General features: G+C 62.3%; 14 protein-coding genes. 5 read left to right on the plus strand and 9 right to left on the minus strand.

The window, feature by feature from the left end; genetic code table 11:
* Nucleotides 1–522 precede the first annotated feature (522 nt).
* The 6 genes from PKE98_RS16910 to PKE98_RS16935 all read right to left on the minus strand — a co-directional run bounded on the left by PKE98_RS16910 (nucleotide 523) and on the right by PKE98_RS16935 (nucleotide 9,379).
* On the minus strand, nucleotides 523–1,137 hold the full coding sequence (locus PKE98_RS16910) for a hypothetical protein (protein ID WP_271196496.1): 615 nt from the start codon (nucleotides 1,135–1,137) through the stop codon (nucleotides 523–525).
* 79 nt (nucleotides 1,138–1,216) lie between these two features.
* Nucleotides 1,217–1,885, minus strand: coding sequence for a ligase-associated DNA damage response endonuclease PdeM (gene pdeM, locus PKE98_RS16915; RefSeq protein WP_271196497.1), 669 nt, complete (start codon nucleotides 1,883–1,885; stop codon nucleotides 1,217–1,219).
* A complete protein-coding gene (locus PKE98_RS16920; RefSeq protein ID WP_271196498.1) occupies nucleotides 1,882–4,458 on the minus strand; it encodes a ligase-associated DNA damage response DEXH box helicase in 2,577 nt (858 codons plus the stop codon). The genes pdeM and PKE98_RS16920 overlap by 4 nt, the downstream gene beginning before the upstream one ends.
* The gene (locus tag PKE98_RS16925; RefSeq protein ID WP_271196499.1) at nucleotides 4,455–6,104 is read right to left on the minus strand and encodes an ATP-dependent DNA ligase; all 1,650 of its coding nucleotides are present in this window, start codon (nucleotides 6,102–6,104) and stop codon (nucleotides 4,455–4,457) included. The genes PKE98_RS16920 and PKE98_RS16925 overlap by 4 nt, the downstream gene beginning before the upstream one ends.
* Nucleotides 6,101–7,108, minus strand: coding sequence for a ligase-associated DNA damage response exonuclease (locus PKE98_RS16930; protein WP_271196500.1), 1,008 nt, complete (start codon nucleotides 7,106–7,108; stop codon nucleotides 6,101–6,103). The genes PKE98_RS16925 and PKE98_RS16930 overlap by 4 nt, the downstream gene beginning before the upstream one ends.
* Nucleotides 7,109–7,192: 84 nt before the next feature.
* Complete coding sequence (locus tag PKE98_RS16935) at nucleotides 7,193–9,379, minus strand: ATP-binding protein (RefSeq protein WP_271196501.1); 2,187 nt, start codon at nucleotides 9,377–9,379, stop codon at nucleotides 7,193–7,195.
* Between the two features lie 563 nt (nucleotides 9,380–9,942).
* Between PKE98_RS16935 and epsC the strand changes: the two genes are divergently transcribed.
* Nucleotides 9,943–10,917: a serine O-acetyltransferase EpsC gene (gene epsC, locus PKE98_RS16940; protein ID WP_271196502.1), complete on the plus strand. Its 975-nt coding sequence runs from the start codon at nucleotides 9,943–9,945 to the stop codon at nucleotides 10,915–10,917.
* 110 nt (nucleotides 10,918–11,027) lie between these two features.
* Here epsC and mapR read toward each other — a convergent pair whose 3' ends face one another.
* Together mapR and ccoG are read right to left on the minus strand one after the other, a co-directional pair.
* Nucleotides 11,028–12,437 carry a GntR family transcriptional regulator MpaR gene (gene mapR, locus PKE98_RS16945; protein WP_271196503.1) on the minus strand — a complete coding sequence of 470 codons (1,410 nt, stop codon included), beginning with the start codon at nucleotides 12,435–12,437 and terminating at the stop codon, nucleotides 11,028–11,030.
* A 95-nt stretch (nucleotides 12,438–12,532) separates the two neighbouring features.
* Entirely contained in the window at nucleotides 12,533–13,948 is a 1,416-nt protein-coding gene (gene ccoG, locus PKE98_RS16950; protein WP_271196504.1) for a cytochrome c oxidase accessory protein CcoG, read from the minus strand.
* A gap of 305 nt (nucleotides 13,949–14,253) precedes the next feature.
* On the opposite strand from ccoG, the gene nirA reads away from it, so the two are divergent.
* The 3 genes from nirA to PKE98_RS16965 all read left to right on the plus strand — a co-directional run bounded on the left by nirA (nucleotide 14,254) and on the right by PKE98_RS16965 (nucleotide 17,082).
* Entirely contained in the window at nucleotides 14,254–15,921 is a 1,668-nt protein-coding gene (gene nirA / locus PKE98_RS16955) for a nitrite reductase NirA (RefSeq protein ID WP_271196505.1), read from the plus strand.
* Entirely contained in the window at nucleotides 15,918–16,349 is a 432-nt protein-coding gene (locus PKE98_RS16960) for a DUF934 domain-containing protein (RefSeq protein ID WP_271196506.1), read from the plus strand. The genes nirA and PKE98_RS16960 overlap by 4 nt, the downstream gene beginning before the upstream one ends.
* 247 nt (nucleotides 16,350–16,596) lie before the next feature.
* A complete protein-coding gene (locus PKE98_RS16965) occupies nucleotides 16,597–17,082 on the plus strand; it encodes a DUF4174 domain-containing protein (RefSeq protein WP_271196507.1) in 486 nt (161 codons plus the stop codon).
* A 75-nt stretch (nucleotides 17,083–17,157) separates the two neighbouring features.
* On the opposite strand, the gene PKE98_RS16970 is transcribed toward PKE98_RS16965, so the two are convergent.
* Nucleotides 17,158–17,586, minus strand: coding sequence for a YqaA family protein (locus tag PKE98_RS16970; RefSeq protein ID WP_271196508.1), 429 nt, complete (start codon nucleotides 17,584–17,586; stop codon nucleotides 17,158–17,160).
* Nucleotides 17,587–17,875: 289 nt separating this feature from the next.
* Between PKE98_RS16970 and PKE98_RS16975 the strand changes: the two genes are divergently transcribed.
* Nucleotides 17,876–19,897 carry an alpha-1,4-glucan--maltose-1-phosphate maltosyltransferase gene (locus tag PKE98_RS16975; RefSeq protein ID WP_271196509.1) on the plus strand — a complete coding sequence of 674 codons (2,022 nt, stop codon included), beginning with the start codon at nucleotides 17,876–17,878 and terminating at the stop codon, nucleotides 19,895–19,897.

Consider the following 19,897-nt stretch of genomic DNA (forward strand, 5'->3'; position numbering starts at 1 on the left):
GCTGGGATCCAGAATCTCAAGTTGGCAATGCGGCCCAGAACGAGGTAAAGCCGGGAATTCTGGATCCCGGCCTGCGCCGGGATGACGGTTTTTTTCCAGCCAGCACCGTCATCCCAGCGAAGGCTGGGATCCAGAGTCTCAAGTTGGCAATGCGGTCCAAAACGAAGTAGCGCTCGGAATTCTTGATCCCGGCCTGCGCCGGGATGACGGCGTTTTTCCAGCCAGCGCCGTCATCCCAGCGAAGGCTGGGATCCAGAATCTCAAGTTGGCAATGCGGCCCAGAACGAGGTAAAGCCGGGAATTCTGGATCCCGGCCTGCGCCGGGATGACGGTTTTTTTCCAGCCAGCACCGTCATCCCAGCGAAGGCTGGGATCCAGAGTCTCAAGTTGGCAATGCGGTCCAAAACGAAGTAGCGCTCGGAATTCTTGATCCCGGCCTGCGCCGGGATGACGGCGTTTTTCCAGCCAGCACCGTCATCCCAGCGAAGGCTGGGATCCAGAGTCTCAAGTTGGCAACGCAGCCTAAAACGGCCCAGTGGCCTTACGCCGTAACACCAACAAAAACTGCCGATTCCCCGTCGTCCACACCAACGTCTGAAAATCCCCTTCGCGCAAACCAGCCTTGTTATAGGCATTGGCCTGATGCACCGCATTGCCATCGGCCAGCGTCTGCGCCACCACCACTTCACTCATCACCACACCCTCCGGCGTACCGGGTTGCACACTGGGTGTGACCACAATCGAATAACCCACGCGCAGCGGTTGCGGCTGATTCACCAACGTGCCGTTCTGTTTGACGGCCTGGTTGCGCTGGGTATCGACAAAGGTCGACAAGGTAGCCGACGTGCCGACATTGGCCACAAAGGGCTGCAACGGCTGCAGCTGGTAATTGTCGTTGCCGGCAATGCGGTCCACCAGCCCTTCGGCGGCCACCTCGCTGGTGCCATGCAGCAGGCTCGCCTCACGGCTGGCCCGTGCCTCCAGATTGGCGACCGGTGATTTGATTTCCGCCAGCACCGCGCGCCACTCCACTTGTCGCACGGGCCAAGGCGCAGGAGCGGCAACGTTAGGATCGAGGTCAGCGGCAAAGGCTCCGGGCAGAACCATCAGATAGGCAAGGGCGACAAGAACGTTCATTGGCAGCTGAATTCCGCTTGATCTTCGAACAACGTGCTTCGTAGGAGAGGCATCAGCCTCGATGCGTTTGATTGGACAATCATGAGCCTGAACGAGGTGCTTCCCAAATACCACCATCGCCCACCACAAATACCTTTTCGTCCACCTGCGCCCGCACGGTAAACCCACCGGTAAAACTACCAAACGACGGCAACAGACTTACGCGTTCCCCAACCACAAAACACGGCAACCGCAAGCTTTGTCGGCCACGGCCGTGCAGCCGATACGCCGGGTGCACATGCCCGGCCAGCACATGGTGGCTGGCATGGGCATGGGGTTCGTGTTGCAGCGCAAACGGGCCCAGCAGCAATGGCTCGGCCACTGTCTCGATACTCAGCGCCGGCGGCGGGTCGCCGGCATGGCGATCGTGGTTGCCGCGAATCAGGGTAATGGCGAGCGCCGCGTGACGCCGGCGCCAGTCGCCCAGTGCCTGCAACGTGGCGGTGTTCTGCGCCTGGCGCGCATGGAGAAAATCGCCAAGCACAATCAGGCGCTGGCAGGTGTAACGCTGCAGCAATTGGTCCAGGCGCAGGAAGTTGTCCGCCGTGGTGCCGTGGGGCACCGGCTGGCCCAACTGCCGGTAGGTAGCGGCTTTGCCCAGGTGCAGGTCAGCAATCAGAAGCGTCTGCTGCTCGGGCCAGTAAATGGCTTTGTCCGCCAGCAGCCATACCTCGCAGCCGGCCAATTGCAGTGCAATATGGCTGCTCATGTACGCGGCCGCCCGTCTTTGCCTTGCCGGGGTGTGCGGCCTTTGCGCGGGGCTGGGCGCTCGTCGTCGATGGCAAAGCGGGCATCGGTGTCGGCCTGATAACCACCCGGGCCGGCGGCGTGTTCCAGGTCTTGCACCATGCGTTTGATGCGGTCGGCCAGTTTTTCCGAACTGAGGCTTTCGCGAAAGCGCTCTACCAACAAGGGAAAGGCCAGCGGCGTGGCGCGTTTGACTAAACGAATATCCAGCGTACGCCCCTGCAAACGTTCCAGCGTGTGCTGCAAACGCTGCACGTCCAACTCCTGACGCAGCACTTCCTGCTGCGCCTGGGTGAGCAGCAGATTGCTGGGGTCGTACTGCTGGAATACATCGAAAAAGAGCGCGCTGGAGGCCTGCAACTGCCGCGCACTTTTGGCCGCGCCGGGGTAGCCGGAGAACACCAGCCCAGCGATACGGGCGATTTCGCGAAAACGGCGGCGCGCCAGTTCGCCTGCGTTCAGGCTGGCGAGCACGTCGTGCAGCAGGTTATCGCTGTTGAACAGGGCCGGGGTCAGCACTTGGGTGTAGTCGATGGGGCTGGCGCACAGCAGCTCCAAGCCGTAGTCGTTAACCGCAATGGAAAAGCTCAGCGGCTGGCCTTGGCCCAGGCGCCAGGCGAGCAGGCTGGCCAGACCCAGGTGCACCGAGCGCCCGGCAAACGGGTAGAGAAACAAATGCCAGCCCTCGCGCGATTTATGCACTTCGGCCAGCAATGTATGGGCCGTGGGCAGCGCCGACCAACTGGCCTGCACCGCCAGCAGCGGTTGCAGCAGGCGCATTTCAGGGCTGGCGTACACGCCTTTCGCGGCCTCGCCGAGCTTGTCCACCACCGCATCGGCCAGTTCGCTGGACAGTGGCATACGCCCACCATTCCAGCGTGGCACCGCTGCCTTTTTGCTGGTGGCGCGGCGCACATAGGCGGTCATGTTTTCCACCCGCACCAGCTCCAGCAAACGCCCGGCAAACAGAAAGCCATCGCCGGGGCGCAGGCGCGCGATAAAGCCTTCTTCCACACTGCCCAGCGAACCACCGCTGCCGCCTTTGGCCCACCATTTCACGCTAAGGCTGGCGTCACTGACGATGGTGCCGATGCTCATGCGATGGCGTCGCGCCAGGCGCGCATCCGGCACCTGCCAGAGGCCTTCGGCGTCCGGTTCGGCGCGGCGGTAGTCGGGGTAGGCGGTCAAGGAGTGGCCGCCATGGCGAATAAAGGCCAGGGCCCATTGCCATTCTTCGTCTGTGAGGTGCCGGTAAGCCCAGGCGCTGCGCACTTCGGCCAGCAGGGCCTCGGCCTGAAAGCCACCGCCCAGGGCCATGCTCACCAGGTGTTGAACCAGCACATCGAGCGGTTTTTCCGGTGACTCACGGGCTTCGATTCGACGTTCAGCCACCGCCGTTTGTGCGGCGGCCGCTTCCAGCAGTTCCAGGCTATGGGTGGGCACCAGCGTAACCCGCGAAGGCCGCCCCGGCGCGTGGCCGCTACGCCCGGCACGCTGCATCAGCCGCGCCACGCCCTTGGGCGAGCCGATTTGCAGTACGCGCTCCACGGGCAAAAAATCCACACCCAAATCCAGACTGGACGTGCACACCACTGCCTTGAGCGCGCCTTGCTTGAGTGCCAATTCCACCCAGTCACGCACTTCGCGCGACAACGAACCGTGGTGCAACGCCAACAGCCCGGCCCAGTCCGGACGCGCCTCGAGCAGTGCCTGGTACCAGATTTCCGCCTGCGAGCGGGTGTTGGTAAATACCAGCGTGGTGCTGCTGGTTTCCAGCTCGGCCACCACCTGCCCGAGCATGCGTAGGCCCAGGTGCCCGGCCCAGGGAAAACGCTCGATACCTGGCGGCAGCAGGGTGTCGACGAGCAAGTCTTTGGGCAGTTTGCCCTGTACCAGACGGCCGACCGGCATCAGCACATCCATGGCATGGGGTTGGTTGCCCAGGGTGGCAGACAAGCCCCAGACAATCAGCTGCGGGTTCCACTGCCGCAGCCGCGCCAACGCCAGTTGCAGTTGCACGCCGCGCTTATTGCCAAGCAGCTCATGCCATTCATCCACCACCAGCATGCGCACGCCGGCAAAGGTGGCGCGGGCGTTGGCGCCGGTGAGCAGCAGGGTCAGGCTTTCCGGCGTGGTGATCAACGCGCTGGGCAACTTGCGGCTTTGCCGGGCGCGCTCGGCGCTGCTGGTATCGCCGGTGCGCATGCCCACGCTCCAGGCAATCTGCAACTCGTCCAGCGGTGCCTGCAGGGCGCGGGCGGTGTCGGCAGCCAGGGCGCGCATGGGGGTAATCCAGAGCACGGTCAATGGTGCCATGGCCGGTTTGCGGGTAGTGGGGCGTGTGCTGGGTTTGGCGGCAGGGAGCGGCTTGGCGAAGCGGTTCAACGCGGCAAACCAGACCGCATAGGTTTTGCCGGCACCGGTGGTGGCATGCAGTAAGCCGGACTCGCCGTTTTTTACCGCCTGCCATACCTCTTTCTGGAAGGCGAAAGGCTTCCAGCTGCGCAAGGCAAACCAGGCACTGGCCAGGCTCAAAGCAAGCCCTGCAAGGTGGCCAGGGTGTCAGCGTCTTCCACGGTTTTATCGGTGCGCCAGCGCAGCATGCGCGGAAACCGCACTGCAATGCCGCTCTTGTGCCGCTTGGACAGGGCGATGCCTTCAAAACCGAGTTCGAACACTAGGCTGGGTGTCACGCTGCGCACCGGGCCGAATTTTTCTACGGTGGTCTTGCGGATAATGGCGTCGACCTTGCGCATCTCCTCATCGGTCAGCCCGGAGTAGGCTTTGGCAAACGGCACCAGCACACGCTCGCCGGGGCTGGCGTCATCCCACACGGCGAAGGTGTAGTCGCTGTACAAACTGGCCCGCCGGCCATGGCCGCGCTGGGCGTATATCAATACCGCATCGATGCTGAACGGGTCGACTTTCCATTTCCACCACAGACCCAGGTCTTTGGTGCGCCCCACACCGTAGAGTGAGTCGCGGCGCTTGAGCATCATGCCTTCCACGCCCAGTTCGCGTGAGGCTTCACGCTGGCGCGCAAGGTCGCTCCAGTCGCGGCCGGTGACCTCGGGTGACAGGCGCAAGCGTTCATCGCCCAGCTCCGCCACCAGCACCTCAAGGCGCGTGCGGCGTTCGGCCTGCGGTTTGCTGCGCCAGTCGGCGCCGCGCCACTCCAGCAGGTCATAGGCCAGCAGCACCACCGGCACCTCGGCCAGCAGTTTGGCGCTCAGGGTTTTGCGCCCGATGCGTTGCTGCAACAAGGCAAAGGGCTGAATGCCGAAGGCCTTGTCGGTCTGTTGCTTCCACACCACCAGCTCACCATCCAATACGGTGCCATCGGGCAGGGCGTTGCCCAGCTCATGCAGCTCGGGAAAGCGTTCGGTGACCAACTCTTCACCCCGCGACCAGATCCATAAACGCCCGTCGCGTTTTACCAACTGAGCGCGAATGCCGTCCCACTTCCACTCCACCAGCCAGTCCTCGACCGGGCCCAGTACGGTGTCGAATTGGTCGGTCGGCTGCTGCAGCGGATGGGCCAGAAAAAACGGGTAAGGCTGGCCGCCACGCTGGGCGTGTTCGTCGTCGGACTCGGCGGCAATCAGCGCCAGATAGCGTTCGGCGCTGGGGCGATGGGAGAGGTCGGTGTAGCCCACCAGCCGCTGCGCCACGCGCTTGGCATCGATACCGGCCATGGCGGCCAGGGCACGGGTGACCAGCAATTTGGAAACACCCACGCGGAACGCGCCGGTCAGCAATTTGAGGCTGACCATCAGGCTCTGCCGATCCAGTTGCGCCCACAGCGGCGGCAGGCGGACCGCCAGTTCTTCCGGCGGCAGGCCGCGCAGCGGCAGCAACTGCTCCTGCAGCCACCAGGCCAACCCGTGCTCGCTGCTGTGTTCGGCTTCGGGCAAGAGCAGCGAAATCGTTTCGGCCAGATCGCCGACTGCTTGATAACTCTCCTCGAACAGCCACTCCGGCAACCCCGCCAGGCGCGTGGTCAATTCACGCAGCACACGGGTGGGCACCACCTGCCGAGGGCGGCCACCGGCGAGGAAATACACGGCCCAGGCGGCATCGTCCGGCGCGGCCGTGGCGAAGTAGTCCTGCATGGCCTGCAATTTGGCGTTGCTGGAGGTGGTGGCGTCGAGGCGCGTGTACAGGTCGGCGAAGGCTTTCATGCCGCGGGCTCCGCTTCATCTTCGTCGCCGTATTCGGTTTTGAAACCGCGCGCATCCAGGCCAAGTTCACGCAGGTGACGAACCAGCACATTGACCTGGCCATGGGTGACCATCACCCGCTCGGCGCCAGTTTGCTCGATGGCCCATAACAACCCGGGCCAATCGGCGTGATCGGACAACACAAAGCCACGGTCCACGCCGCGCCGCCGGCGGGTACCGCGCAGCAGCATCCAGCCGCTGGCAAAGGCGTCGCTGTACTCGCCAAAGCGCCGCAGCCAGGTGCTGCCAGCGGCGGAGGGCGGGGCGATGATCAGCGCCTGGCGCAACAAGGGATCGGTTTTGGCGATATCGCCGGCGTACAGGGTTTGCGGAATACGCACGCCGCCTTCGCGGTACACCGCGTTTAACGGCTCTACCGCGCCATGCACCAGAATCGGTCCGATGCTTTCGTCGATGCCATGCAGAATGCGCTGCGCCTTACCAAAGGAATACGCAAACAACACACTGGCGCGGCCGGCAGCTGCATTGGCCCGCCACCAGTCATCGATGCCGGCGAAAATCTGCGCTTGCGGTTGCCAGCGGTAGATGGGCAGGCCAAAGGTGGACTCGGTAATAAAGCAGTGGCACGGCACCGGCTCGAACGGCGTGCAGGTGCCATCGGCTTCCACTTTGTAATCGCCTGAAGCCACCCAGACCTCGCCCTCGTATTCCAGGCGCACCTGTGCCGAGCCCAGTACATGGCCGGCGGGGTGAAAGCTCAAGGTTACGCCGTGGTGATCGAGCCGCTCGCCATAGGCAAGGGTTTGCAGGTTGATGTCCTGGCCCAGGCGTGAACGCAAAATGCCCTCGCCGGGCGCTGCCGCCAGATAGCGCTGGTTGCCCGTGCGCGCATGGTCGCCATGGGCATGGGTGATAACCGCGCGTTCCACTGGGCGCCAGGGGTCGATATAAAAATCGCCTGGCGGGCAATACAGGCCTTCGGGTCGGGCTATCACCAGCTCCATGCAGGCACCTTGGCAGGGTAGGTAAAACTAAGAGAGCCCGGGGTGGGATTAGGTTCGGCTGGTTTTTTCGCGGCGGTACGCAGCCTATGCCCCGCGCAAGGCGTCGCTGAGCGCCTGCGCCACCTGCTCGGCGGAGTAGGGTTTGTGCAAAAACTCAAAGCCTTCAAAACCATCATCCGACAATGCCTGGCTGTAACCGGAGGTGAGAATGATCGGCAGGTCGGCGCGGCGCCGGCGCAACTCCTTGGCTAGTTGCACGCCGCCAATGCCGGGCATCATCACATCGGAAAACACCGCGTCGAATTCCAGCGCCTCGGGCCCCATGCGTTGCAGGGCTTCCTCGGCGGTGCTGGCCCAGGTGACGTCGTAGCCCAGGTCTTGCAGCATGTCGGCGGCAAAGCTGCCGATTTCACGGTTGTCCTCCACCACCAGAACGCGTTGCCGGGCGCCCTGGGGAGCGGGCAACGGCAGAGGGGCAGCGAGGGACGGTGTGGGGGTGTGGTGTTCGACCTGCGGCAAAAACAGGGTGAAGGTGGTGCCTTGGCCGGGCACGGAGTACACGTCGACATCGCCCCCCGATTGCTTGGCAAAGCCAAACACCTGGGACAAACCCAACCCCGTGCCCTGGCCCACTTCCTTGGTGGTGAAGAAGGGTTCGAAAATGCGCCCCAATACCTGCGGGCTGATGCCGGCGCCGGTGTCACTCACGGCGATGGCCGCGAGCAGGCCGGTCTGGTCAAGCGACTCGCTGGCGGCCGGCATGCGCTGGTTGCAGGTGAGGCGCACGGTGAGCTGGCCTTCACCGCCCATGGCGTCACGGGCGTTGATGGCCATATTGATCAGCGCGGTTTCCAGCTGACTGAGGTCGGCGCGAATAAAACAGGGTTGGCCGGGCAACTCCAGCACCACCTCAATGCGCGAGCCAGCGGCCGAGTCCAGCATGTCCAGCAACGCTTGCAGGCGCTGGCCCACTTCAAACACTTCCGGGTTCAGTGGCTGGCGACGGGCGAAGGCAAGCAGTTGCCCGGTGAGCTTGGCGCCGCGTTCGATGGCGTTGGCAATCGTCTCGATATAACGGTTGCGCCGCTCGCTCTGCAGGTCGGGGCGGCGCAGAAAGTGGATGGAGGAGCGAATGATAGTGAGCAGGTTGTTGAAGTCATGGGCTACGCCGCCGGTGAGCTGGCCGATGGCTTCCAGCTTTTGCGCCTGGCGCAGTTTGGCTTCAGTTTCCACCAGTTGCGCGCTGCGTTCCTGCACCCGCTGCTCCAGCGTGCTGTTAAGCGCCGCCAGGGCGTTGACCGCTTCGCGCAGCTCGGCGTCGGCGCGCACTCGTTCGATATGGGCCCACGAGCGTTCGGTTACCTCGCGCAGCAAGCCCAGGTCGGCGTCGGTCCATTGCCGGGGCACGTTGTCGTGAATCGCCATCAGTGCCGTCAGGCGGCCGTCCTTGACCAGCGGCATGCACAGGGTGGCGGTGATGCCCAGGGTCTGAAACGCCGCGGCTTCATGGGCCGGCAGTTCGCTCAGGTTGTCGTTGATGACTAGCGGCAGGCCAGCGCCGAGGTTGCGCACTGCCAGTTCGCCAAAATCAGCCAGTTTGTAGATACCCAGAATGTGCGGCGAGCCTGGCGCCGCCCAGTCGCCGCGGATAGTGAAGCCGTCCTGGTCGGCATGCATATCGGCATAGGCGCAGTTGGACAGGCCCAGCTGCTGCGCCAGCATGCGCGTGGTGGTGGCCAGAATCACATCGGCGCTGGTGGCCGTGGCTACGGCGCGGCTCAGACCATCGAGAAAGGCCAGGCGCTGATTGGCCATCACCGTGGCGGTGGTTTCGGTCACGGTATCGAGAAAGCCCACCACGCGGCCGGTGTGGTCGCGAATGGGGCTGTAACAAAAGGTGAAGTACGCCTGCTCGGGGCTGCCGCCGCGTTCGATCAGCAGCGGAAAGTCTTGCAGGTAGGTGGCCTGGCCGGCAAAGGCAGCTTCAGCGATGGGGCGGATATCACTCCAGACTTCGCTCCACACGTCGCTGAACGCCCGGCCTATGGCAGAAGGTTTGTTGCCCAGCAGCTCATTGAAAGCCTGATTGTGCAGGGTGGTCAGGCTGTCGCCCCAAACGATGGCCTGGGGAAAACGCGAACCCAGGGTCAGGGCCACCGTGGTTTTCAGCACATCGGGCCAATCCTCGATAGGGCCCAGCGGCGAGCCGGCCCAATCATAGGCCCGTATGCGCTCTACCATCTGCTCGTCACCTTTGAGCCACTGCACCATTTGTCCTCGTCCGTTGCATCAAGACCTGCGGTCTTTGAGGCGTTCGTTATACCGTTTGCGCCGGTGCACTCCAACTGCCGACTGCAAAAACACCGCCGACCGCAAACACTCAGGTGCCGGCTAGTTTTTCCAGGTAACTGCACAGCATCAACGCCATGGCATCGCTATAGATTTTTATCTTGGCCGGTGCGCATGGTCTGTTCGGCATTGTTTGTTATCGCCTGGGCAGGCGGGGTATCGCGGTAGAGCGGGACTGCGTCGTTCAGCGCCACGCGCATCTGCGCCTCATCGTGAGGTGGGCGGTGCGCTCGACGTTTACCGGCAAACGCAAAGTGATTGTGGCGATGGCAGAGGGGCATGGCGCTAGCGCATAGAAAGCAGCGAGGCTGACGCGCGCTCACAGCGACCACGTTTGCGGTAGGAGAGGCTTCAGCCTCGATGTTGTTGATCTTGCGCTAGATGATTTGGTTATTAGCCTAAACGAATTAATTATTTAGGTCGTTCTTGAGGCCCGGCATAGAGTAGCCATCCCGCCTGATAAGGGCTCAAGCCCAGGGATTGCCATGACCAAACAGCTCAACGCCGGCCTCGACCAGCTGACCCCAACGCCCACCGAGGCCGTCAGCCAACCGGTAAATTGGCAACTGGAGCAGATAGTCGGCGAACTGCATGCCGTGCGCGCCGAATGGCGCAGCAGCAACGGCCGCTCGCGTGAATTGGTGGGCCGTGAGCTGCCGTCCCGGCAGGCCATGGCCACTATTCTCGATGGCCTGATCGGCGCGTTGTTTCCCATGCGTCTGGGGCCAAGCAACCTGCGCCAGGAAAGCGAAGACTTCTACGTTGGCCACACACTGGACAACGCGCTGAACTGCCTGCTGGCCCAGGTCCGCCTGGAACTGGCCTATGCCGCCCGTCAGCGCGGTGAAGACCCGGTCGGCGAAGCCGACGCCGTGGCCATCGTGCGCGATTTCGCCAGCGCCTTGCCGGCCATGCGTCGTCTGCTCGATACCGACGTGATTGCCGCCTACCAGGGCGACCCGGCGGCACGCAGCGTGGACGAAGTACTGCTGTGCTACCCCGGCATTCTGGCAGTGATTCACCATCGCCTTGCGCACCACCTGTATCGCGCCGGCTTGCCATTGCTGGCGCGCATCAGCGCGGAACTGGCGCACTCGGCCACCGGTATCGACATTCACCCCGGCGCGCAGATTGGCCATAGCTTCTTTATCGACCACGGCACCGGTGTGGTCATCGGCGAAACCGCGATCATCGGCAACCACGTGCGCATCTATCAGGCCGTGACCTTGGGCGCCAAGCGCTTTACCGCTGACGAGACCGGGCAATTGCACAAAGGCCAGCCGCGTCATCCGATTGTCGAAGACGACGTGGTGATTTATGCCGGCGCGACCATTCTGGGCCGCATTACCCTGGGCAAAGGCTCGACCATTGGCGGCAATGTGTGGCTGACCCGCAGTGTGCCGGCGGGGAGCAATGTGAGTCAGGCAACGGCGCAGAGCCAATGCCCGGGTGAGGCGTAGCGCGAATATCCGCAAAGCGTATATCCGCCGATTCACGCAATTGTGATCAACGAAAGTCCATCGCCCCGAGCCTTGCGTGTCGGCGACTATCGCCTGCGGCGATAGTCGCCCTACATCGCTGTCACAATCCGGCCCAACATCTCCATCGCCCGCTCACTTGCCTCATCCCACGGATGCCCATGGTTCAACCGGGCGCAGTTGCCGAAACGCCGCGTGGCAGAAAAGATCGGCCCCGGCGCGAGGCTGATGCCTTGGGCCAACGCCAGTTGAAACAGCTGCAGCGAGTCGACCTGCTCGGGAAATTCAACCCACAGAAAATAGCCGCCGCTGGGCCGCGTCACCCGCGTTTGCGCCGGAAAATGCCGGGCCGCGGAGGCGAGCATGGCGCTCTGTTGCATCTCCAGGGTGTGGCGCAATTTGCGTAAGTGGCGGTCGTAACCGCCGTGCTGCAGGTAGTCGGCAATTGCCGCCTGCGCAGGCACTGACGGGGAAATGGTGGTCATCAGTTTGAGTCGGCTGATTTTTTCTGCGTAGCGCCCACCGGCCACCCAGCCCACCCGATAACCTGGCGCCAGGCTTTTGGAAAACGAGCCGCAGTGCATCACCAGGCCGTCGCGGTCGAAGCTCTTTACCGGCTTGGGCGGCTGGGTGCCGTAGTACAGCTCGGCGTACACGTCGTCTTCAATCAGCGGCACCTGGTGTTGCTGCAGCAGTTCGTAAAGCGCGCGTTTTTTCTCCTCGCTCATGCTCGCGCCCAACGGGTTCTGCAGGCTGCTCATAAACCAGCAGGCCTTGATGGGCAAGTGCGCCAGGCTGTCGGCCAGGGTTTGCAGGTCGATGCCCTCGCGCGGGTGCACGGGTATTTCCACCGCTTTCAATTTCAGCCGTTCCAGCACTTGCAAGGTGGCATAAAAGGCAGGCGCCTCGATGGCCACCAGGTCGCCGGGCTGGGTGACGGTTTGCAGGCACAGGTTGAGCGCTTCCATGGCGCCATTGGTAATCACCAATTCTTCCAGCGGCAGCATGACGCCGCTGACCATGTAGCGCAGGGCAATCTGCCGGCGCAGGTCAGGGTTGCCGGCCGTCATGTCGGCAATCACTGCATGGGGCGATAGCACCCGCAGGCTCTGCGCCATGGAGCGGGCCAGGCGAGCGAGGGGATACAGATGCGGGCTGGGGAAGGCCGAGCCGAAGGGCACGGTGTTGGGGTCTTTCAGTGAGCCGAGTACCGAAAACACCAGTTCGCTCACGTCCACATCAGTGGTGTGTGCCGGGCGTGGGTTGCTCTGGGCATCGGGCAACGGTTGTTTGGCATGTTCGCGCACAAAGTAGCCTGAGCGCGCCCGCGCCTGAATCAACCCACGGTCTTCGAGCAGGTAATAAGCCTGGAATACCGTGGACGGGCTGACGCCATAGGTGCGGCTGGCGTGGCGTACCGAGGGCACTTTTTCGCCGGCAGCCAACACGCCGGTGCGGATCAGTTCGGCAATTTCATCGGCGAATTTTTCGTAGCGTTTCATCTTGTCCTGCAAGACCACGGGCGGATGCGCAGGAAGGTACTCTACGGAAAGCGGCGCAGTCATGCGATGGACCTCGTTTATCAGCCTCGATGCGGTTAGCGATTCAACGGCGCTACAAAGGTGCTGACACCCGCCACCCGGTTTTCAGGCGCCCCCACTTCATGCACTTCAAAGTGCACCTTCTGCGAGGTGCGGGTGACCTGCGGCGCGGTCAACACCACGCTCAACGGCACGTCGGTAATCTCGCCAGGCGCCAGCTCCACACGGGTCTTGCCGCGCAGCTCGAACGGCCCATCTCCGCTCAAGGCCAACTCATAGGTGCGGCTTTGCTGGGTTTTGTTGATGACCTTGACGCTGTAGATGTTCTCGATTTGCCCGGCGCTGTTTTCGCGAAACAGGCCACGGTCGCGGGTGATATCCAGCGACAGCAATGGCCGCGCGTCCAATGCCCACACGAAGGCGCCAATCATCAAGGCCAGTGCGGCGGCGTAGCTCACAAGGCGTGGGCGCAGGTAGTGGGTTTTGCCACCGGCCAGCGCGCTTTCCGAGCGGTAACCCACCAGGCCACGTGCGTAGCCCATCTTGTCCATCACCGAGTCGCAGGCATCGATGCAGGCGCCGCAACTGATGCAATCCAACTGCAAGCCGTCGCGGATGTCGATGCCAGTGGGGCATACCTGCACGCACATCGTGCAGTCGATGCAGTCACCCAGCCCGACGCTTTGTGGGGCAACCTCTTTACGCCGTGGCCCGCGGCTTTCGCCACGGGCGGCGTCGTAGCTGACCAGCAGGGTGTCCTTGTCGAACATCACGCTTTGAAAGCGCGAGTAGGGGCACATATGCAGGCAGACTTTTTCCCGCAGCCAGCCGGCATTGAGGTAGGTGGCCGCGGTAAACAACAGCAGCCAGGTGGCGCTGCCGCTGTCGAGGCTGAATGTCACAAGCTCGCTGACCAGTTGGCGCACGGGCACAAAGTAGCCAATAAAACCGATGGCGGTGACCAGGCTTACGCCGAGCCACAACGCATGTTTGGCCGAGCGGCGTAGCACCTTGTTGGCGGACCAGGGCGCAGCGTCCAGTTTGATGCGTTGGCCGCGGTCGCCTTCGGTGACCTTCTCCACCCACATAAACACCCAGGTCCACACGCTTTGCGGGCAGGTGTAGCCGCACCACACGCGGCCGGCGAATACGGTAATGGCGAACAGGCCAAAGGCGGCAATGATCAGCAGCGCCGACAGCAGAATGAAATCCTGCGGCCAGAAGGTAGCGCCAAAGATGTAAAAGCGTTGCCCGGACAGATCCCAGAGCACCGCTTGGCGGCCTTCCCAGTTCAGCCAGGCTGTACCGAAGAAAATCGCAAACAGCAGCCCTGCACCGTACAGACGCAGGTTGCGGTACAGGCCGGTAAAAGCGCGGGTGTGAATCGGCCCGCCGGCTTGGGCCGGGGTCAGGCGCAGCGGTTGGCGCGGATCAATGGTTTCGATGATCTTGGCGGGAATACGGTCAGTCATGGCATGGCCCCATCAGGCTCTTTATCAGGCGAGGGCATGATGGGTGGGCAACTGATTCGATAACAGACTCAGGTTGAATGGAAAAAAGCGGATCAGATGCCGTGCGCTGATCCGTTACTCTGGGTCCCAGCCTGCGCTGGGACGACGGTAGATTGGGCAAAGACCTCCGTCATTCCAGCGCAGGCTGGAATCCAGAATATGGCAGGCAGCGCTGCTATCTGATCCGCTTTTTAACGTCTCATCTGCCGCTGTTTCGTACCGCGGTGTCACCGGCATAGTCCCCTCACTAACCGAGGGCCGCCCCGATGTATGAATACGACGATTACGACCACGCGCTGGTGCACGAGCGGGTTGCGCAGTTTCGCGACCAGGTGCAACGCCGGCTCAGTGGCGAACTGAGCGAGGAAGAGTTTCTGCCGCTGCGGTTGCAGAACGGCCTCTATATGCAGAAACACGCTTATATGCTGCGCGTGGCCATTCCCTACGGCACGCTCAGCGCCGAGCAACTGCGCTGCCTGGCCGCCATTGCCCGTGAGTACGACCGCGACTATGGGCACTTCACTACGCGGCAAAATATCCAGTTCAACTGGATAGAACTGGAGCAGGTGCCGGACATTCTCGCCCGCCTGGCCGAGGTGCAAATGCACGCCATCCAGACCTCCGGCAACTGCGTGCGCAATATCACCACCGAAGCCTTCGCCGGGGTGGCGGCCGATGAATTGCTGGACCCGCGCCCGCTGGCAGAAATCCTGCGCCAGTGGTCCACGGTCAACCCGGAATTCCTGTTTCTGCCACGCAAATTCAAGATCGCCCTGTGCTCGGCCATTGAAGACCGTGCGGCGATTCAGATGCACGATATTGGCCTGTATCTGTACCAGGGCGATGCCGGGCAAATGCTGCTGCGGGTGATGGTCGGCGGCGGGCTGGGGCGCACGCCCATTCTTTCCCAGCAGATACGCGACGGCCTGCCATGGCAGCACGTTCTGTCGTACGTCGAGGCCATCTTGCGGGTGTACAACCGCCATGGGCGGCGAGACAACAAGTACAAGGCGCGCATCAAGATTCTGGTTAAAGCCTTGGGTATCGAGGCATTCGCCGCCGAAGTGGAGCGCGAATGGCAGCACCTCAAAGACGGCCCGGCCGAGCTGACCGACACCGAGTACCAGCGCGTGGCCAGCGCCTTTGTGCCGCCCGCCTATGAGTCCTTGCCGGTCGTTGATCTGGAGTACGGCAGCCACCTGGCGCAGCACCTGGGGTTCGAGCGTTGGGTGCAGCGCAACGTCAAAGCCCACAAGGTACCCGGCTATGCCTCGGTTGTGCTGTCGACCAAACCGGGCGCGGCATTGCCACCTGGCGATGTAACCAGCGCGCAGATGGAGGCGGTTGCCGACTGGGCAGAGCGCTTTGGTTTTGGCGAAATACGCATTGCCCATGAGCAGAACATCGTATTGCCGGATGTGCGCAAGCGCGATCTGTTCGCGCTGTGGCAGGCCGCCTGCGAGCAGGGGCTGGGCACGGCAAATATCGGTTTGCTCAGCGACATCATTGCCTGCCCGGGCGGTGACTACTGCTCGCTGGCCAATGCCAAGTCGATCCCTATCGCTCAAGGCATTCAGGCGCATTTCGATGACCTGGATTACCTGCACGACATCGGCGAGCTGAGCCTGAATATCTCCGGCTGCATGAATGCCTGCGGCCATCACCACATCGGCAATATCGGCATTCTGGGCGTCGATAAGAACGGCAGCGAGTGGTACCAGATCACCCTTGGCGGCGCCCAGGGTCAGCACGCGGCGCTGGGCAAGGTGATTGGCCCTTCGTTTGCGGCTGAGCAGGTGCCACAGGTGATCGAGCGCATCGTGCAAACCTTTACCGACTACCGCGAACACCAAGAGCGTTTCGTCGATACGGTGCAGCGCATTGGCCTGGAGCCGTTCAAGGAACGGGTGTACCGCACGCAGGAGGTGGCATGAACAAGCTGATCCGTTTGGTGGACGGGCTTCCCGTGATCGAGAGCGCTGACCCCACGCTGGCAATCGTGCCCCTGGCGCAATGGCAAGCCGGTGAAGGCCTGCTGCTGGGCCCGGACGATGACGTGGAAAGCCTGCAACCGTTACTGGCCGACGTGGCCATGATTGCCATCGACTTTCCCAGCTTTCGCGATGGCCGGGGCTATAGCCAGGCGTATCTGTTGCGCCGGCGTTTGGGCTGGCAAGGCGAGTTGCGTGCGGTGGGTGATGTGTTGCGTGATCAGCTCAGCCATATGCGCCAGTGCGGCTTCGACAGCTTTGCCGTGCGCGCCGACAAGTCGGTGGAGGATGCGGTTAAAGGGTTGGCGGGGGTAAGTGTGTTGTATGGGCGCTCGGCCATTGAGCCTCGGCCGTTGTTTCGGCGGCGTTGAGGACGACCCTCAGGCCCAGCCCCTCTCCCGCGAGCGGGCGAGGGGAACCGGATCAAGCAAACGGTACGACACTCGATCCAGGCTCGTTGCTTCCTTGGTAGAGAGGACTTTCCTAGGGCGGGCAATTGCGCGTTATTCTCGACATCATCTTTTGCAACAGCAAAAACGTGGCCCTGCTGGCGGTCACCAGTGAACCTTTGCACCTAAACCGCAATCTCTGTCGGGTTGGATTTCAAAGGAGGTATCTATGTTTTTGCGCTCATTCAGCATGGCGTTGTTGGTTGCCCTCAGCGGCCCGGTAGTGGCCGACAATGACGACAGCCCGCTAAACGCCGACCGTGGCCAGGCGCGGCCGGTGATCGTAATTGCCAACAGCGCGGCCGACCCCGCCTTGGTAAAACTGCAGGCTGCCTTGAAAGAGCCTGCCAATCAGGCCGCCTTCAAAGAACGCAATATGGTGCTGTACACCGTGGTGAATACCCTGGGTAAGCGCGAAGGCAAAGACCTCGACCCACAGAGCACCATGGCCCTGATTCGTGCCTTGAAGCTGGGCGCCAGCGCACAAGCCAAAGTGATTTTGCTGGGCAAGGATGGCGAGAAAAAGCTTGAGCATTCCGGGCCGGTTGAGCCACAGCAGTTGTTCAGCACGGTGGACCAGTTGCCGGCCAGCCAGAAAGAGCTGAGTAAACCCGTAGACCCGAATCAGCCGGCGCCCGCGCCTTTGGATGATTAGCCGGTGCTTTAAAACGCCGCGAGGCTGAAGCCTCTCCTACGGGAATTGTTGTCTCATGTAGGCGAGGCTTCGGTTTTAAAGATTCATTACCACTGCGGCCAACGCCAGGTAGCGACCGGCTTTGGCCACCGTTACCAGCAGCAAAAAGCGCCACAGCGGTTCGCGCATGACGCCGGCGATCAAGGTGAGCGGGTCGCCCACCACCGGCAGCCAGCTAAGCAACAGGGTCCAGCAGCCATAGCGCTGATACCACTGCTGTGCCCGGGCCATTTGCTGCGCATTGGCTGGAAACCAGCGACGCTCGCGGTAGCGTTCTATACCGCGCCCCAGTATCCAGTTCAGCCACGAGCCCAGCACATTGCCGCTGATGGCCACCGCCAGGAGGCCGGCAGGCGAGTAATCACCGGCCAATAACAAACCCACCAGCACGGCTTCCGATTGCAACGGCAGCAGCGTGGCGGCGAGAAAGGCGATGGTGAAGAGGCTGAGGTAGGCAGTGAGCATAAGCGCGAGACTTTAACGCAACCGTAGGGCGAATACCCGTATGGGTATCTGCCGTACGCGGGGACAAGCGAGCTTTTTGCCACGGTCACCGTCATTCCCGCCTAGGCGGGAATCCAGACTTTTGCGCCCTGCGCAGCGGCCAAACAAACCTGACCAAAACCCTGAACTTTTGCTCTACACCGGGGCTCGGAACTGTACGCCCCCTGTTTAGCGCAGGGACAACGAATCCAGACACGCCGCCTCCCGGTTCATCGGGCGGCGGCGGTTTGCAGTGAAGGAGCCCGATTCGATGTCGCATGCACGCCCCTTGCTCCCCCTCGACCAGGTTGCACAGCGCCAGACCACCCATTTACCCGTAGAAGACGCCCTGCAGTTACCGCGCATCGCCATCGAGGCCGTGACGCCGGTGGTGGAGGGCGGTCGCTTTCCGGCCAAAAGCATTGCCGGCGGTACGGTGGTGGTCAGCGCGGTGATTTTTACCGATGGCCACGAAAAGCTCGACGGCGCCGTGCTCTGGCGCGCCGAGCTGGAAGAAAAATGGCACCGCGTGCCGCTGACGGACCTTGGCAACGATCGTTGGCAAGGCGAGTTCACCCTCGAACAGCCCGGGCGTTATCAGTTCGCCGTACAAGCCTGGTGGGATGGTTACGCCACCTTCGCCTATGAGCTGCTGAAAAAATTCTCGGCCGGTGTGCCCATCACGCTTGAGCTGCAAGAAGGCGAGCAACTGCTGCGCAAGGCGGCCGAAAACGCCGGCCCCGAGCACGGCGAGTTGATGGCCGAGCGCCTGCGGGCGTTGCAGGACACCCAGTCGGTGGAAGAGCGCGTAACGTTCTTTCTCGCCCCGGAAACCACCCAGGCCATGCGCCTGACCGAAGCCCACCCGCACCGAATCAACAGCCCGGCGTTCCCGCTGGATGTGGAGCGCAAGCTGGCCGAATTTGCCAGTTGGTACGAGCTGTTCCCGCGCTCGGCCACTGACGATGAAGACCGCCACGGCACGTTTCGCGATGTGATCGAACGCCTGCCGTATGTGCGTGATATGGGTTTTGACGTGCTGTATTTTCCGCCCATTCATCCCATCGGCCGTGCCCACCGCAAGGGCCGCAACAATTCCCTGCAAGCCCGCGCCAATGATCCGGGTAGCCCCTATGCCATTGGCAGCAAGGACGGCGGCCACGACGCCATTCACCCAAAACTCGGCACCTTCGAGGACTTTCGCGCCCTGGTGAAAGCGGCCAAAGCCCATGGTCTGGAAATCGCCCTGGACTTTGCCATTCAGTGCTCGCCCGACCACCCCTGGCTCAAAGAACATCCGGGCTGGTTCAGCTGGCGCCCCGACGGCAGCATTCGCCATGCGGAAAACCCGCCGAAAAAGTACGAAGACATCGTCAACGTGGACTTCTACGCCGAGGACGCCATGCCGGGTCTGTGGCTGGCCTTGCGTGACGTGGTCAAAGGCTGGGTGGAGCAGGGCGTGACGCTGTTTCGCGTTGACAATCCGCACACCAAGCCGCTGCCATTCTGGGAATGGTTGATCGCCGATATCCGTGCGGTGCACCCGGAAGTCATCTTTCTCGCCGAGGCCTTTACTCGCCCGGCGATGATGGCGCGCTTGGGCAAGGTCGGGTTCAGCCAGAGCTACACCTATTTCACCTGGCGCAACACCAAGGCCGAGTTGGAAAGCTACTTCACCGAACTCAACACAGCACCGTGGCGCGATTGCTACCGGCCGAACTTTTTCGTCAATACGCCGGATATCAACCCAGCCTTCTTGCACAACAATGGCCGCGCCGGTTTTCTGATTCGTGCGGCCCTGGCCACCATGGGTTCCGGGCTGTGGGGCATGTATTCGGGCTTTGAAATCTGCGAGTCCGCGCCCGTGCCAGGCAAAGAGGAATACCTGGATTCGGAGAAGTACCAGATCCGCCCGCGCAATTATCAGAAGGCCGGCAATATCGTTAGCGAGATTGCCCAGCTCAATCGTATTCGCCGGCAAAACCCGGCACTGCAAACCCATCTGGGGCTGCAGGTGTACACCTGTTACAACGACAACATTCTGCTGTTCGGCAAACGTACGGCCGACCTCAGCAATTTTGTACTGGTCGCGGTTTGCCTCGACCCACACAACGCCCAGGAAGCCCATTTTGAACTGCCACTTTGGGAGTTCGGCCTGCCTGACGACGCCAGCCTGCACGGTGAAGACCTGATGACCGGGCACACCTGGACCTGGCATGGCAAAACCCAATGGATGCGCATTGAACCGTGGCACCAGCCATTCGGTATCTGGCGTGTACGCGTAACCGGCTAA

This window comes from Pseudomonas turukhanskensis, from assembly GCF_027922365.1.
Classification (GTDB): domain Bacteria; phylum Pseudomonadota; class Gammaproteobacteria; order Pseudomonadales; family Pseudomonadaceae; genus Aquipseudomonas; species Aquipseudomonas turukhanskensis.

What these genes read in the sequence shown, in the direction of transcription:
- PKE98_RS16910 (WP_271196496.1), bottom strand. Translation starts at nt 1,137, where the DNA reads ATGAACGTTCTTGTCGCCCTTGCCTATCTGATGGTTCTGCCCGGAGCC.
- pdeM (WP_271196497.1), bottom strand. Translation starts at nt 1,885, where the DNA reads ATGAGCAGCCATATTGCACTGCAATTGGCCGGCTGCGAGGTATGGCTG.
- PKE98_RS16925 (WP_271196499.1), bottom strand. Translation starts at nt 6,104, where the DNA reads ATGAAAGCCTTCGCCGACCTGTACACGCGCCTCGACGCCACCACCTCC.
- PKE98_RS16930 (WP_271196500.1), bottom strand. Translation starts at nt 7,108, where the DNA reads ATGGAGCTGGTGATAGCCCGACCCGAAGGCCTGTATTGCCCGCCAGGC.
- PKE98_RS16935 (WP_271196501.1), bottom strand. Translation starts at nt 9,379, where the DNA reads ATGGTGCAGTGGCTCAAAGGTGACGAGCAGATGGTAGAGCGCATACGG.
- epsC (WP_271196502.1), top strand. Translation starts at nt 9,943, where the DNA reads ATGACCAAACAGCTCAACGCCGGCCTCGACCAGCTGACCCCAACGCCC.
- mapR (WP_271196503.1), bottom strand. Translation starts at nt 12,437, where the DNA reads ATGAAACGCTACGAAAAATTCGCCGATGAAATTGCCGAACTGATCCGC.
- ccoG (WP_271196504.1), bottom strand. Translation starts at nt 13,948, where the DNA reads ATGACTGACCGTATTCCCGCCAAGATCATCGAAACCATTGATCCGCGC.
- nirA (WP_271196505.1), top strand. Translation starts at nt 14,254, where the DNA reads ATGTATGAATACGACGATTACGACCACGCGCTGGTGCACGAGCGGGTT.
- PKE98_RS16960 (WP_271196506.1), top strand. Translation starts at nt 15,918, where the DNA reads ATGAACAAGCTGATCCGTTTGGTGGACGGGCTTCCCGTGATCGAGAGC.
- PKE98_RS16965 (WP_271196507.1), top strand. Translation starts at nt 16,597, where the DNA reads ATGTTTTTGCGCTCATTCAGCATGGCGTTGTTGGTTGCCCTCAGCGGC.
- PKE98_RS16970 (WP_271196508.1), bottom strand. Translation starts at nt 17,586, where the DNA reads ATGCTCACTGCCTACCTCAGCCTCTTCACCATCGCCTTTCTCGCCGCC.
- PKE98_RS16975 (WP_271196509.1), top strand. Translation starts at nt 17,876, where the DNA reads ATGTCGCATGCACGCCCCTTGCTCCCCCTCGACCAGGTTGCACAGCGC.